This is a genomic window from Amycolatopsis sp. cg9, assembly GCF_041346945.1.
Taxonomy (GTDB): Bacteria; Actinomycetota; Actinomycetes; order Mycobacteriales; family Pseudonocardiaceae; genus Amycolatopsis.
Genome location: NZ_CP166850.1, coordinates 5,649,326 through 5,662,483 on the forward strand (window position 1 = coordinate 5,649,326; position 13,158 = coordinate 5,662,483).

The window sequence follows — 13,158 nt, forward strand, 5'->3', positions numbered from 1 at the left end:
TTTCCCAGCACCACACCGAGAACGAGAGGAGTCGGCCCGATGACCACCACCTCGGCCAGCTCTGTGCCACTGGACGTGGCGGCCCTGAGGGCCGACTTCCCCATCCTGTCGCGCACCGTCCGCGACGGGAAACCCTTGGTGTACCTGGACTCCGGCGCGACCTCGCAACGCCCGACGGCGGTGCTCGACGCCGAGCGCGACTACGTCGTGACGTCGAACGCCGCCGTCCACCGCGGCGCGCACCAGCTGTCCGAAGAGGCGACCGACGCCTACGAGTCCGCCCGGGCGAAGATCGCCGAGTTCGTCGGCGCCGACCCCGAGGAGCTGGTGTTCACCAAGAACGCCACCGAGGGCATCAACCTGGTCGCCTACTCGTTCGGCAACGCCGCCACCGCGGGCCCGGAAGCCGCGCGCTTCGTCGTGGGCCCGGGTGACGAGATCGTCGTCACCGAGATGGAGCACCACGCGAACCTCGTGCCGTGGCAGCAGCTGTGCCAGCGCACCGGGGCGACGCTGAAGTGGTTCAAGGTGACGCCGGAAGGCCGCCTCGACCTGTCCGATGTGGACGAGCTGATCACCGAGCGCACGAAGGTGGTCGCGTTCGCGCACCAGTCGAACGTGCTCGGCACGGTCAACCCGGTCGAGCTGCTCGTCGAGAAGGCCAAGGCCGTCGGCGCGTTCACCGTGCTCGACGCCTGCCAGTCGGTGCCGCACTTCCCGGTGAACTTCCACGCCCTCGGCGTCGACTTCGCCGCGTTCTCGGGCCACAAGATGCTCGGCCCGTCCGGCATCGGCGTCCTCTACGGGCGCACCGAGCTGCTGGCGGCCATGCCGCCGTTCCTGACCGGCGGGTCGATGATCGAGATGGTCCGCATGGAGGGCTCGACCTTCGCGCCGCCGCCGCAGCGGTTCGAGGCGGGTGTCCCGATGACGTCGCAGGCCATCGGCCTCGGCGCGGCCGTCGACTACCTCTCGGCCATCGGCATGGACCGCATCGCGGCGCACGAGCACGAGCTCGCCGCGGCCGCCATCGAGGGCATCTCCGCCATCCCGGGCGTCCGGATCATCGGGCCGACCGACCTGAAGGACCGCGGCGCGACCGTGTCGTTCGTGATCGACGGCGTGCACCCGCACGACGCCGGCCAGGTGCTCGACAGCCTCGGCATCGCCGTCCGCGTCGGCCACCACTGCGCGTGGCCGCTGCACCGGGCCTGCAACGCGCAGGCGACCGTGCGCGCGTCCTTCTACCTCTACAACGACCTGTCCGAAGTGGACGCCCTGGTGGCCGGGGTGCGTGAGGCGCAGAAGTTCTTCGGAGTGGCGCAGTGAACCTGGAGAGCATGTACCAGGAGATCATCCTGGACCACTACAAGCACCCGCACGGGCGCGGCCTGCGCGACCCGTTCGACGCCGAGTCGTTCCAGGTCAACCCGACCTGCGGCGACGAGGTGACGCTGCGGGTGAAGCTCGACGACGGGAAGGTCACCGACGTCTCCTACGACGGCCAGGGCTGCTCGATCAGCCAGGCCTCGACGTCGGTCTTGACGGATCTCGTCGTCGGCCACACGCTTGAGGAGGCGTTCACCACCATGGACGCCTTCGTGGAACTGATGCAGGGCAAGGGAAAGATCGAACCGGACGAGGACGTGCTGGAGGACGGGGTCGCCTTCGCGGGCGTCGCCAAGTACCCGGCCCGGGTCAAGTGCGCCCTCCTCGGCTGGATGGCTTTCAAGGACGCCGTCGCCCGGACCACCAACGGAGCTGAGAAAGCATGACCGAAGACACCGCCACCGACGCTCGCGAGGGCCGGACCGCCGCCGACCTCGACGCCGAGACCACGGCCACGCAGGACCTCGACCTCGCCAAGCTCGAGGACGTCGAGGAAGCCATGCGCGACGTCGTCGACCCGGAACTCGGCATCAACGTCGTCGACCTCGGCCTCGTCTACGACATCCGCGTCGAGCCGGACAACACCGCCACCATCGACATGACGCTCACGTCCGCGGCCTGCCCGCTGACCGACGTCATCGAGGACCAGACGTCGGCCGCGCTGACCAGCGGCGGGCTGGTCAAGGACTTCCGGATCAACTGGGTCTGGATGCCGCCGTGGGGCCCGGAGAAGATCACCGAGGACGGCCGCGAGCAGCTGCGCGCCCTCGGCTTCACCGTCTGAGTACCTTCGCGCCGAGCGGGTCACCCTCCGGGGTGGCCCGCTTTGTGTATAACGCCCTATACCAGGCGGCCGCGTAGAGGACGAGCGCGGCGAGGAACCCGCTGCCGGCGCCGGTGACCGCGAGGTAGGTCGCGTTGCCGAAGACGCCCGCCCCGGTCATCGGGTCGTGGTGGGCGAGGAACGGCACCACCTCGATCGCCACGCCGGCCACCGCGCCGGCGGCCAGGAACGTGAGCACGGGCTTGCGGTGCCGGGTGCCCCGCGGCGCCGGTCCGGTGGGCGCGGTGCGGTACCAGCGGCGCAGCCACCAGGCGAGCACCGCGGCGCCGGCGATCGTGCTGACCAGCTGGATCAGGCGCCCGACGTCGACCCCGGTGACCAGCGGGATCCGCAGAAACGGAAAACCGCCGCTTTCGTGGGTGAAGGCGTCCCACCCGACGTGCGTGGCGGCGCCGAGCACGAGTGAGAGGGCGATCCACCCCGGCCGCTTCCAGCTGAAGTGGCGGGGTATGCGTTCGGCCAGCGGTCGTGGAGCCAGCGCGAGCAGCGGCCGCTTCAGGAAGCCGTGGAAGACGGCCAGGATCGCCAGGGCGAGAAGCGGGTCGAGCCAGAGGACCGAAGCGAGCTCGTGGGTCTTCGTCAGCCCGATCCCGGGCAGCCGCGGCACGAACCAGAAGACGTCGGGAGCGACCGACCCGGCGACGAGCGCGGAGGGCACCAACGGCCGTTTCGCCAGCGGCAGCACGGCGGCGGGATGACTCAGCGTGAACGGCACCCGGTTAGTATCCCGGGGTGGTCCTGCGGTCGATCCTCCTGTTCCTCGCGGCCGCGATCTGCGAGATCGGCGGCGCGTGGCTGATCTGGCAGGGCGTCCGCGAGAACCGCGGCTGGCTCTGGATCGGCGGCGGCATCGTGGCCCTGGGCGTGTACGGCTTCGTGGCGACGCTCCAGCCGGACGCCCACTTCGGCCGCATCCTGGCCGCTTACGGCGGGGTGTTCGTCGCGGGTTCGCTGGCGTGGGGGATGGTGGCGGACGGTTACCGGCCGGACCGGTACGACGTGATCGGGGCGTTGCTGTGCTTGGCCGGGGTCGCGGTGATCATGTACGCGCCGCGGACGGGGTAACGGCGCAGGTCGGGACTCGATAGATCACCGTGACCGAACCCGCGTTCCCCGCCGCGCCGCCGAAGCGCCGCCGGATCCCCCCGGTCCTCGTCGGGTGGCTCGTCGTGCTGCTGCTCGGGTTCGGGGCCACCGGTTACGGCCTGGGCACGGATTTCCGCGACTACCGGGCCTACCGGGTCCCGGGGATGGCGATGAGCCCCACCCTGAAGCCGGGGGATTCGGCCGTCGTGCGCGTCCGCCACGGCGAGGACGTCCACCGCGGGGATCCGGTCCTGTTCGACCGCGGTGCGTTCGCCCACCCGGATTCCGCCGGGCCCTCGGCGTTTCGGGTCGTCGCGGTCGCCGGGGATGTCGTCGCGTGCTGCACCGGCGGGCGGCTGTCGGTCGACGGCGAGCCGATCACCGAGACCTACCTCAGCCAGGACGAGTACGCGCACGATCCGGCCGCCACCACGCCGTACCTCACGCGCCTGCACGAGGGCACGGTGTTCGTGCTCGGGGACGAGCGGGGGCGGGCCCGCGATTCACGCTTCCTCGGGGTCGTCCCGCTTTCCGCGGTCACCGGGTTCGTGGTCGGCACCGGATCGGTGCTGCGCCCGGCACCGCTGGCCCGCACGAACGCGTTCACCGACGCGGGCCTGCCGGGAACCCCGTACGCCGACGGAACCCTGACCGGTTTGCGGTGGTGGGTCGTGGGCGGGGCGGCGCTGTCCGTCGCCGGGCTCACCGGGCTGATCGTGGCCGCCTTCCGGCGCGCCGGAAGACGACGAAGAGCAGTCGCAGGCCCACCAGTGCGCTGATCACCAGCAGGTTGTAGCCGAACACCTGGTGCAGCGTCAGGTCCGGCAGGATCCGCGGCCCGCCGCTGCCGCTCAGCAGCAACACCGCCATCAGGCCCGTCGCCGCGCCCACGAAGGCCAGCAGGACCTCGTGGACCAGGCCCGTCACCACGTCGCGGTCGCGCTCGTCCGAGAACAGCCGGACGTTGACCGACAGCCGGCCTTCCTCCAGGGCCGCGCCGATGCGGTCGACGCGGCGGGGGAGGCGGCGCAGCACCGGCAGCAGCGCCAGCACCTCGTTGACCGCCGTGCGGCGCAGGGGTTCCGGGCGCAGGCCCGCGCCGACCTGCTCGGCGGCGAACGCGCGGGACTCGGCCATCACGTCGAAGCCGGGGTCGAGGGCGGCGAGCGTGCCTTCCACCGTCGCCAGCGCGCGGAAGACCGCGGCCACCGGGGGTGGCACGCTCAGGCGGAAGTCCGCGACGACCCGGAACAGGCTGGTGAACAGGTCGATGCCGGGGGTGCGGCCGGGGCCGAAGTGGCGGGCGACCAGGGCACCCAGCGCGCGTTCGAGGCGCTGCTCGTCGATGTCGCCGGTGCGGTCGACGATCTCCAGCAGCCCGTCGCTCAGGGCCGCCGGGTCGCCGCGGTCCAGGGCCAGCACCAGGTTCTGCAGGCCGCCGCGGAGACCGGCGTCGAGGCGGCCGACCGAGCCGAAGTCGAGCAGGCCCAGGCGGCCGCCGGGCAGGAGCATGAGGTTGCCCGGGTGCGGGTCGGCGTGGAAGACGCCGCCGATCATCACCTGGTCGAGCAGGCAGCGCAGCAACGACCGCGCGAGCCGCTTGCGTTCGGCGGGCGGCGCCGTCTCCACGGGCGCGCCGGCCAGCCGGGACATGACCAGGACGCGCTCGGTGGACAGTGCTTTGTGGACGGACGGCAGCACGACGTCCGGGCCGGAAGTGGCGGCCACGGCGGCGATGTTGCGTGCCTCGATGGTGAAGTCGAGCTCCTCGGCCAGCGCCTCGGCGAACCCGTCGGCCAGCTCGGCGACGCCGAGCGAGCGCGCCCAGTCCGCGCGTTCCTCCAGGGCCGCGGCCACGCGCCGGACGATGTCGATGTCGCGCTCGGCCTGCTCCCGCACGCCGGGGCGCTGGACCTTCACCACGACGTCCTCGCCGCCGCGCAGTTTCGCCCGGTAGACCTGCGCGACCGACGCGGCCGCGAGCGGTTCGGGGTCGAACTCGGCGAAGACTTCGTCGGGGGAGCCGCCGAGTTCGGCGGTCAGCACGGCCCACACGGCGTCGGCGCGGGCGGGCGCGACCTTGTCCTGCAGCTTCGCGAGCTCGTCGACGAACACCGGCGGCAGCAGGTCCGCACGCGTCGAAAGCAGCTGGCCGAGCTTCACGAACGTCACGCCGCCCTCTTCCAGCGCCTGGCGCAGGGAGCGGGCGAGCTTGGCGTGCCGCCCCGGCGCGAGGTCGGGGTCGCGGCGGCCGGCCAGGAAGCGGCCGAGGCCGTGCTTGATGGCGATCCGGCTGATCTGCGAGTACCGGCGGGCGCGCGTGGTCTTGGCGCGCAGGGCGCGCAGCCGGAGCCCGTCCGGCAGCGCCATCTCCGCGACGAAGAGGAACAGCAGCGTCGCGAGGAAAGCGCTGCCCGCCAACGGGATCAGCAGGCCGAGGGCCGCGCCGCCGTTGCGCAGCAGGGAAACCGGGAACGCCTGCGCGATCCCGCCCGCGACGAGCCAGCCGAACGCGGCGCCGCACAACGCCCGCGCGGTGCCGATCCGGACGCCGAGCACCCGCCGCGACGCCACCACGAGCGGCCACAGCACCAGCGCGTACAAGGGGAGGGTCAGCAGCCCCAGCAGGATGTCCACGCCGGAGAGCAGACCACGCCGGCGGGGCCGGGCGGCTCACGCGGCGGCGGGACCCGGCTCCCTCCCGCGAGGGAACTACTTTCGGCCGTGGCCGCCGCCGTTGGTGGACTTCTAACCTGATCGCTCGAACCACGGTGAAGTGTTCTCTGAATCGGACGAAGGAGACACGATGGACGCACGCGTGATCGCCCGGATCGCGGCACTGGCCCTGGCGGCCCCGCTGGGCCTGGGGCTCGCGGCCGCGCCCGCTTCGGCGGCCGCAGTCACGACGTTGTACTACAGCTCGTCGGGCGCGCCGGACTACCTCGCCCAGATCGACCAGGGCGCGGCCAACTGGAACGCCGCCGTCACCGACGTGAAGCTGGTCAAGCGGAACACGAGCGCGACGATCAAGTTCCACGAGATCCACAGCGGCGGCTCGTACACCACCACGAACGGCCACGGCCGCGGCGACATCTACCTCGACACGAGCCAGGTCGCCGAGGGCTACGACCCGACCCGGATCGCGGCGCACGAGCTCGGCCACAACCTCGGCCTGCCCGACCACTACAGCGGCCCGTGCACCGAGCTGATGTCCGGCCACGGCCCGGGCACGGCGTGCAAGAACGCCAAGCCGGACGCGACCGAGGCGGCGAAGGTCCAGTCCCTGTGGGTGAACGGCTTCGCCGCGGCCCGCGCGGAAACCCGCGCGGTCGCGTTCTAGCCGGACCGGGCGACCAGCGCGCGGAAGGCGTCGAGATCGCCGACGACGTCTTCCGCGCGCCCGGCGTCCCGGTGCAGGCGGTAGTAGCGCTCGCCGATGACGTCCGGGTCCGCGAGGGGGTCGCCGGGAATCACCCCGGACGCGATCGTGACCGCCGCCGCGTGGATCCCGGCCGGGGCGAGTTCGCGGTGCAGGCCGAGCGCCCAGTTGCGGAGGCCGGCCATCGCCAGGCCCACGTTGGCCAGGAACGGCGCCGAGACCGTGGACGACACGCCCGTCGTCAGCAGCAGCGTGCCCGTGCCGCGGGCGCGCATGTCCGGCAGCACCGCGCCCACGGCGGTGATCGCGCCCAGCACGTGGAGCTCGAACTGCGCGCTCGCCGAGGCGACCGTCGTCCGCGCGGCGCCGGTGATCTCCCCGGTCGGGCTGGGGCTGTAGCTCAGGACGTCCGCCGGGCCGAAGGCGCGCTTGGCCGCGGCGAGGGCGCCGGTCAGGGCGGCGCGGTCCCGGATGTCGGCTGAGAACGCTGCGGCGGTCACACCGGCGCCGGTCAGCTCGGCGACCAGCTTTTCCGCGGTGCGGGCGACGAGCCCGACCCGGTAGCCGCGCCGGCCGAACGCCCGGGCCACCCCCAGGCCGAGCCCCGGCCCGGCGCCCACGACGACGAGTGTTCCGGACATCCGCGGTCCTTCCCGTTGGTTACTGTTCGTCCGCAGTCTCGTGACCGGTGCCCGCCGGGACAAGACGGCACATTCCTGTCGGTCACGCACACGGAGGTAACCCATGGCAGGCGAAGCGGCGTGCCGCCAGGTGCTGCGGAACCTCGCGCTGCTCGGGGACAAGTGGAGCCTGCCGGTCCTTGGGCACCTGCGCGCCCGGACGCTGCGGTTCGGCGAGCTCCACCGCGCGGTCGCCGGCATCTCCCAGCGCATGCTGACCTTGACCCTGCGGCAGCTGGAGCGCGACGGCCTGCTCACCCGCACCGTGCACGCGAGCGTCCCGCCGCGGGTGGACTACGCGCTCACCTCGCTCGGCACGAGCCTGCTGGACTCCGTCGCGGCGCTCGGCGGGTGGGCCGAAACGCACCAGGGGGAGATCGCGGAGAACCGGCGCCGCTACGACGCCGCCCGGTCCTGATCCACCGCGAGAGGGAGGCGCGCGCGGGGCGTGGCTGCGAAGATCGGCCGGTGCGCGTACTCCGCCCCCTGACGGCCAAGGCGACCTACCGCCGCTGGGTCTACCTCGTCCTCGGCGGCGCGATCAGCGTGCCCTACCTGCTGTTCTCCGCGATCGCCGTGCCGTCGGTGCTGCCCTTCGTCACGACGATGGAGCGGGCGACCGTGATCGGCGGCGGGCTCACGCTGCTCGTCCTGGCCGGGACGGCGTTCCTGCCCGCGGTGCACGTGCTCGAATCCACCGCCGTCCGCGAGCTGCTGGACGACCCGGTGCCGGACGCCCCGGCGAAACCGCACACCCGCCGCGGCCGGTGGCAGGCCGCCGGGATGTTCGTGCTGCACGTCGTCGCCGGGTTCGTCGTCAGCTTCTTCAGCCTGCTCGCCCCGGTCGCGATCGGGCTGTCGGTGAGCGCGGTGTTCACCGGGCGGCTCGTCGAGACCACCGAGGGCGGGATCGCGGTGCCGGTGGGCTGGGCGTCGGCGTGGCTGCCCGCGGTGTTCGTGCTCGGCGGGGTGCTGCTGGTGTACGCGGTCTGGGCGGTCGGTGGCCTGCTGCGCCGGGCCGCGGCGGGCCTGCTCGGGATGAGCGCGGCCGACCGCATCGCCCGGCTCGAACGGCGGACTGAGCAGCTCGCCGAGCGCAACCGCCTGGCCAGGGAGCTGCACGACTCGGTGGGGCACGCGCTGAGCGTCGTCACGCTCCAGGCGGGCGCGGCCCGCCGGACGCTGCGCACCGACCCGGCCTTCACCGAGCGCGCGCTGGGCGCGATCGAGGACTCGGCCCGGACGGCGCTCGACGACCTCGACCATGTGCTCGGCCTGCTGCGCGAGGAATCGGCGAGCCGGACGCCGCAGCCGCTGCTGACCGAGCTCCCTACGGTGCTGGAGACGACCCGGCTGGCAGGCACCCCGGTGACGGCCGAGATCGACGGCGACCTGGCCGCGGTGCCGGCGGTGGTGTCCCGGGAGGTGTACCGGATCCTGCAAGAATGCCTGACCAACGCGGTGCGGCACGCCGCCGGTGGCCCGGTGGCGGTGGTCGTCGGGGTCGCGGCGCACGGGCTGGTCGCGCGGGTGGCGAACCCGCTCGGTGCCGGCGCGGGCCGTGCGGGTGGCGGCCGGGGCGTGCGCGGGATGGCCGAGCGGACGGCGGTGCTCGGCGGTGAGCTGTCGGCGGGACGGGTGGACGAGCGGTGGGAGGTCGTGGTGCGGGTGCCGTGGGGGAGCGGGCGATGAGCGTCGGGGTGCTGCTCGTCGACGACGAGCCGCTGATCCGGGCCGGGCTGCGGGCGATCGTCGACAGCGAGGACGGCCTCTCCGTGGTCGGCGAGGCCGCCGACGGCGCCGAGGTGCCCGGGCTCGTGGCCCGGCTGCGGCCGGACGTCGTGCTGATGGACGTGCGGATGCCCGCCGTGGACGGGATCGCCGCCACCGCGCACCTGATGTCCACTGTGGACCCGCCGAAGGTGGTCGTGGTGACCACCTTCGAGAACGACGACTACGTCTACGACGCCTTGCGCGCCGGGGCCAGCGGGTTCCTGCTCAAGCGGGCCCGGCCGGAAGAGATCGTGACGGCGATCCGGACCGTGGTGGCAGGGGAATCCCTGCTGTTCCCGGCGGCGATCCGCCGCCTGGCCGCCGGGCGCGCCCCGGCCGGTGACGGGCTGGCGGGTGTCAACCTGACCGAGCGGGAACGCGAAGTCCTGCGCCTGATGGCCGCCGGACTGTCCAATGTGGAGATCGCGGGACAGCTGTACCTGGGCGTCCAGACGGTGAAGACCCACGTGGGCAACGTCCTGGCGAAGCTGGGTGCCCGCGACCGGACCCAGGCGGTGATCCGCGCGTACGACTCGGGCTTCGTGATTCCGGCAGGATGAACGGATGACCGCCGAATACGACGACTTCGCCGGGGCCTACGCGGCCGAGAACGAGACCAGCCTGATGAACGCCCACTACGAACGGCCCGCCGCGCTGGAGCTGGCCGGGGACGTCGCCGGGCGGCGGGTGCTCGACGCCGGGTGCGGCTCCGGTCCGCTCTTCGCCGCGCTGCGGGACCGGGGTGCCGTCGTGTCCGGGTTCGACCAGAGCGCCGGGATGGTCGCCCTCGCCCGGGAGCGGCTCGGCGACGACGCCGATCTGCGGGTCGCCGATCTCGCCGAGCCGCTGCCCTTCCCCGACGGGGAGTTCGACCTCGTCACCGCCTCGCTCGTGCTGCACTACCTGCGCGATTGGGCGCCTCCGCTGGGTGAACTGAAAAGGGTGCTCAAGCCCCGGGGCCGGCTCGTCGCCTCGGTCAACCACCCGCTCATGGTCAACCTCACGCACCGCCAGGAAGGACCGCGGCCCGACTACTTCGCGCACTACACGTGGACCGACGAATTCCCGATGCACGGCCGGATCGCCCGGATGACCTTCTGGAACAAGCCGCTGCACGCGATGACCGACGCCTTCACCGCGGCGGGGTTCCGGATCGCCGTCGTCCACGAACCCCGGCCCACGGCGGCGGCGCGCGAGCTGTTCCCGGACGACTTCCCGATCCTCGACACCTTCCCGAGCTTCCTGTTCTTCGTGCTCGAAGCCGGTTAGCCGAGGTCGTCCAGCAGGGCCTGGATCGCCGCCGCCATCGCGGCCGGGTCGCCGTCACCCGGGCGCAGCACCAGATCCGGCGACGACGGACGCTCGTAGGGCGCGTCGATGCCGGTGAACCCCGTGATCTCCCCGGCGCGCGCCTTCGCGTACATCCCCTTCGGGTCGCGGGCCTCGCAGACCTCCAGGGGCGTGTCCACGAAGACCTCCACGAACGGCAGGTCCGCGTGCACCTCCCGCGCGCGAGCCCGGTCCGAAGCGTACGGGCTGATCAGGGACGCGATCGCCACCACGCCCGCGTCCGCGAACAGGCGGGCCACCTCCGCCACCCGACGCACGTTCTCGGCGCGATCCGAAGGGCTGAAGCCCAGACCGGCGTTGAGGCCGTGGCGGAGGTTGTCGCCGTCGAGGAGGTACGCCGGGCGGCCGGCCGCGACCAGGCGGCGCTCCAGTTCCACCGCCACCGACGACTTGCCCGACGCCGAGAGGCCGGTGAGCCACACCGTCGCGCCGCGGGTCGGACGGTCCTCGCGGCGGACCGCCGCGGTGTGCCAGACGACCGGGGACGCGACCGCGCCGGTGATCATGCCCGCCGCGACCGTGTCGCCGGTGTGCTCGTCCACCAGCAGGAAGCCGCCGGTGGCGCGGTTGCGGCGGTACGGGTCGAACAGCAGCGGCGCGCGCGTGCGCAGCCGGATGCGGCCGATGTCGTTCAAGGACAGCGAATCCGCCGCGGAGCGGTGCAAGGTCGTCACGTCGAGGCGGTACTCCAGCCGTTCCACCGAACCGCGCGTCTCGGTCGTCGTGTGCCGGACGGCGAACGTGGCACCCGGTGTCAGCGACGACCGCTCGGAGAACCAGCACACCAGCGCGTCGACTTCGCGGGCCGACTCCGCGCGGTTGCCCGGGCGGCACAGCATCGCGCCGCGCCCCAGATCCAGGTCGTCGGCCAGCTCGACCGTCACCGCCTGCCCGGTGAACGCTTCCGCGAGCGGCGTTCCGCCGGGGCCCCGGACCGCCCGGACGCGGGACGTGAACCCCGACGGCAGCGCCACGACCTCGTCGCCCGGCTTGAACACCCCGCCCGCGATGGTGCCCGCGTAGCCGCGGAAGTCCGGCCGGCGGATCACGTACTGCACCGGGAACCGGGCGTCGATCAGGTTGCGGTCGGAGGCGACGTGCACCTCTTCGAGCTGGTGCAGCAGGGAAGTCCCTTCGTACCACGGCATGCTCGTGCTGCGGTGGACGACGTTGTCGCCGTGCAGCGCCGAAACCGGGACGAACGTCAGGTCGGCGACGTCGAGCTTCATCGCGAACCGCCGGAAGTCCTCGCGGATCTCGTCGAACCGCTCGCGCGACCAGCCGACCAGGTCCATCTTGTTCACGCACACCACGAGGTGGCCGATCCCGAGCAGCGACGCGAGGAACGCGTGCCGCCGCGACTGTTCCAGCACGCCCTTGCGCGCGTCCACGAGGATCAGCGCCAGGTCCGCCGTCGACGCGCCGGTCACCATGTTCCGCGTGTACTGCAGGTGGCCCGGGGTGTCGGCGATGATGAACTTCCGCCGTGGTGTGGCGAAGTAGCGGTGGGCGACGTCGATCGTGATGCCCTGCTCGCGTTCGGCCCGCAGGCCGTCGGTGAGCAGCGCGAGGTCCGGGTAGTCCTCACCGCGTTCGCGGCTGGCGCGTTCGACGGCGGCGAGCTGATCGGTGAAGATCGCCTTCGAGTCGAACAGCAGCCGCCCGATCAGCGTGGACTTCCCGTCGTCCACGCTGCCCGCCGTGGCGATCCTCAGCAGCTGCATCAGAAGTAGCCCTCCCGCTTGCGATCTTCCATGCCCGCCTCGGAAATCCGGTCGTCCGCGCGCGTCGCACCGCGTTCGGTGACGCGGGTCGCGGCCACCTCGGCGACCACTTCGGCCGGGGTCGCCGCCGACGACTCGACGCAGCCGGTGCACGTCGCGTCGCCGACGGTCCGGAAGCGCACGGTCGCCTCGTACGGCGTCTCGCCGTCCACAAGGGACAGGTGCCGGGTCGCCGCCAGCAGCATGCCGTCGCGCTGCACCACGGACCGCTGGTGCGCGTAGTACAACGGCGGCAGCGCGATCCGTTCGTCGAGGATGTACTGCCAGATGTCCAGCTCGGTCCAGTTCGACAGGGGGAAGACGCGGATGTGCTCGCCGCGGCGGTGCCGCCCGTTGTAGAGGTTCCACAGCTCCGGACGCTGGGCCCGCGGGTCCCACTGGCCGTGCTCGTCGCGGAAGCTGAAGACGCGTTCCTTCGCGCGGGCTTTCTCCTCGTCGCGGCGCGCCCCGCCGAACACGGCGTCGAACCCGCCCTCGCGGATGGCCCGCAGCAGTGTCACGGTCTGCAGCCGGTTTCGGCTGGCGCCGGGGCCGGTCTCTTCGACGACACGGCCGGCGTCGATGTCGTCCTGCACGCTCGCGACTTCGAGGCGCAGGTTCAGCGCGGCGACGGTCTCGTCGCGGAAGCGCAGCACCTCGTCGAAGTTGTGACCGGTGTCGACGTGCAGCACCGGGAACGGCAGCGGCGCCGGCCAGAACGCCTTGGCGGCGGCGTGCAGCATCACCACGGAGTCCTTGCCGCCGGAGAACAGCAGGACCGGGCGCTCGAAGGTCGCCGCCACCTCGCGGAAGACGTGCACGGCCTCCGCTTCGAGCGCGGCCAGGTGCGAGAGCTCGTACGAGGTCACGGACACCGGAAAAAAGTAGAACATG

15 protein-coding genes are annotated in these 13,158 nt (G+C 72.5%); 10 read left to right on the forward strand and 5 right to left on the reverse strand.

Going from position 1 to position 13,158, the window contains the following annotated elements; genetic code table 11:
- Positions 1-39: 39 nt before the first annotated feature.
- The 3 genes from AB5J73_RS26970 to AB5J73_RS26980 are packed head-to-tail and all read left to right on the forward strand — an operon-like array spanning position 40 to position 2,173.
- A complete protein-coding gene (locus tag AB5J73_RS26970; RefSeq protein ID WP_370961452.1) occupies positions 40-1,329 on the forward strand; it encodes a cysteine desulfurase in 1,290 nt (429 codons plus the stop codon).
- Entirely contained in the window at positions 1,326-1,775 is a 450-nt protein-coding gene (sufU, locus tag AB5J73_RS26975; RefSeq protein WP_086856744.1) for a Fe-S cluster assembly sulfur transfer protein SufU, read from the forward strand. The genes AB5J73_RS26970 and sufU overlap by 4 nt, the downstream gene beginning before the upstream one ends.
- The gene (locus AB5J73_RS26980) at positions 1,772-2,173 is read left to right on the forward strand and encodes a metal-sulfur cluster assembly factor (protein ID WP_013224702.1); all 402 of its coding nucleotides are present in this window, start codon (positions 1,772-1,774) and stop codon (positions 2,171-2,173) included. Before sufU ends, AB5J73_RS26980 begins: the two co-directional genes overlap by 4 nt.
- On the opposite strand, the gene AB5J73_RS26985 is transcribed toward AB5J73_RS26980, so the two are convergent.
- Entirely contained in the window at positions 2,163-2,948 is a 786-nt protein-coding gene (locus AB5J73_RS26985; protein ID WP_370961453.1) for a DUF4184 family protein, read from the reverse strand. The two genes, AB5J73_RS26980 and AB5J73_RS26985, sit on opposite strands and share 11 nt — an antisense overlap.
- 17 nt (positions 2,949-2,965) lie before the next feature.
- Here AB5J73_RS26985 and AB5J73_RS26990 point away from each other — a divergent pair, with 17 nt between their 5' ends.
- Positions 2,966-3,298 carry a YnfA family protein gene (locus AB5J73_RS26990; protein ID WP_370961454.1) on the forward strand — a complete coding sequence of 111 codons (333 nt, stop codon included), beginning with the start codon at positions 2,966-2,968 and terminating at the stop codon, positions 3,296-3,298.
- Positions 3,299-3,327: 29 nt separating this feature from the next.
- Positions 3,328-4,098, forward strand: a complete 771-nt coding sequence (lepB, locus tag AB5J73_RS26995) for a signal peptidase I (protein WP_370961455.1) — start codon at positions 3,328-3,330, stop codon at positions 4,096-4,098.
- On the opposite strand, the gene AB5J73_RS27000 is transcribed toward lepB, so the two are convergent.
- Positions 4,022-5,956: an ABC1 kinase family protein gene (locus AB5J73_RS27000; RefSeq protein WP_370961456.1), complete on the reverse strand. Its 1,935-nt coding sequence runs from the start codon at positions 5,954-5,956 to the stop codon at positions 4,022-4,024. The genes lepB and AB5J73_RS27000 overlap by 77 nt on opposite strands.
- Before the next feature lie 169 nt (positions 5,957-6,125).
- Here AB5J73_RS27000 and AB5J73_RS27005 point away from each other — a divergent pair, with 169 nt between their 5' ends.
- A complete protein-coding gene (locus tag AB5J73_RS27005; protein WP_370961457.1) occupies positions 6,126-6,659 on the forward strand; it encodes a snapalysin family zinc-dependent metalloprotease in 534 nt (177 codons plus the stop codon).
- On the opposite strand, the gene AB5J73_RS27010 is transcribed toward AB5J73_RS27005, so the two are convergent.
- Entirely contained in the window at positions 6,656-7,339 is a 684-nt protein-coding gene (locus AB5J73_RS27010) for an SDR family NAD(P)-dependent oxidoreductase (protein ID WP_370961458.1), read from the reverse strand. The two genes, AB5J73_RS27005 and AB5J73_RS27010, sit on opposite strands and share 4 nt — an antisense overlap.
- 103 nt (positions 7,340-7,442) lie before the next feature.
- On the opposite strand from AB5J73_RS27010, the gene AB5J73_RS27015 reads away from it, so the two are divergent.
- The 4 genes from AB5J73_RS27015 to AB5J73_RS27030 are packed head-to-tail and all read left to right on the forward strand — an operon-like array spanning position 7,443 to position 10,420.
- Entirely contained in the window at positions 7,443-7,796 is a 354-nt protein-coding gene (locus AB5J73_RS27015) for a winged helix-turn-helix transcriptional regulator (RefSeq protein ID WP_370961459.1), read from the forward strand.
- A gap of 50 nt (positions 7,797-7,846) precedes the next feature.
- Complete coding sequence (locus AB5J73_RS27020) at positions 7,847-9,070, forward strand: sensor histidine kinase (RefSeq protein ID WP_370961460.1); 1,224 nt, start codon at positions 7,847-7,849, stop codon at positions 9,068-9,070.
- A complete protein-coding gene (locus AB5J73_RS27025) occupies positions 9,067-9,711 on the forward strand; it encodes a response regulator (RefSeq protein WP_370961461.1) in 645 nt (214 codons plus the stop codon). Before AB5J73_RS27020 ends, AB5J73_RS27025 begins: the two co-directional genes overlap by 4 nt.
- 4 nt (positions 9,712-9,715) lie before the next feature.
- Positions 9,716-10,420: a class I SAM-dependent methyltransferase gene (locus AB5J73_RS27030; protein WP_370961462.1), complete on the forward strand. Its 705-nt coding sequence runs from the start codon at positions 9,716-9,718 to the stop codon at positions 10,418-10,420.
- On the opposite strand, the gene cysC is transcribed toward AB5J73_RS27030, so the two are convergent.
- On the reverse strand, positions 10,417-12,225 hold the full coding sequence (gene cysC / locus AB5J73_RS27035; protein ID WP_370961463.1) for an adenylyl-sulfate kinase: 1,809 nt from the start codon (positions 12,223-12,225) through the stop codon (positions 10,417-10,419). The two genes, AB5J73_RS27030 and cysC, sit on opposite strands and share 4 nt — an antisense overlap.
- On the reverse strand, positions 12,225-13,157 hold the full coding sequence (cysD, locus tag AB5J73_RS27040) for a sulfate adenylyltransferase subunit CysD (protein ID WP_370961464.1): 933 nt from the start codon (positions 13,155-13,157) through the stop codon (positions 12,225-12,227). The genes cysC and cysD overlap by 1 nt, the downstream gene beginning before the upstream one ends.
- Between the last annotated feature and the right edge of the window lies 1 nt (position 13,158).

Excerpts from the sequence above, each read along its gene's own strand:
- AB5J73_RS27005 (WP_370961457.1), top strand. The coding sequence starts at position 6,126 with ATGGACGCACGCGTGATCGCCCGGATCGCGGCACTGGCCCTGGCGGCC.
- AB5J73_RS26970 (WP_370961452.1), top strand. The coding sequence starts at position 40 with ATGACCACCACCTCGGCCAGCTCTGTGCCACTGGACGTGGCGGCCCTG.
- AB5J73_RS27010 (WP_370961458.1), bottom strand. The coding sequence starts at position 7,339 with ATGTCCGGAACACTCGTCGTCGTGGGCGCCGGGCCGGGGCTCGGCCTG.
- cysC (WP_370961463.1), bottom strand. The coding sequence starts at position 12,225 with ATGCAGCTGCTGAGGATCGCCACGGCGGGCAGCGTGGACGACGGGAAG.
- AB5J73_RS27015 (WP_370961459.1), top strand. The coding sequence starts at position 7,443 with ATGGCAGGCGAAGCGGCGTGCCGCCAGGTGCTGCGGAACCTCGCGCTG.
- AB5J73_RS26980 (WP_013224702.1), top strand. The coding sequence starts at position 1,772 with ATGACCGAAGACACCGCCACCGACGCTCGCGAGGGCCGGACCGCCGCC.
- AB5J73_RS27025 (WP_370961461.1), top strand. The coding sequence starts at position 9,067 with ATGAGCGTCGGGGTGCTGCTCGTCGACGACGAGCCGCTGATCCGGGCC.
- cysD (WP_370961464.1), bottom strand. The coding sequence starts at position 13,157 with ATGTTCTACTTTTTTCCGGTGTCCGTGACCTCGTACGAGCTCTCGCAC.
- AB5J73_RS27030 (WP_370961462.1), top strand. The coding sequence starts at position 9,716 with ATGACCGCCGAATACGACGACTTCGCCGGGGCCTACGCGGCCGAGAAC.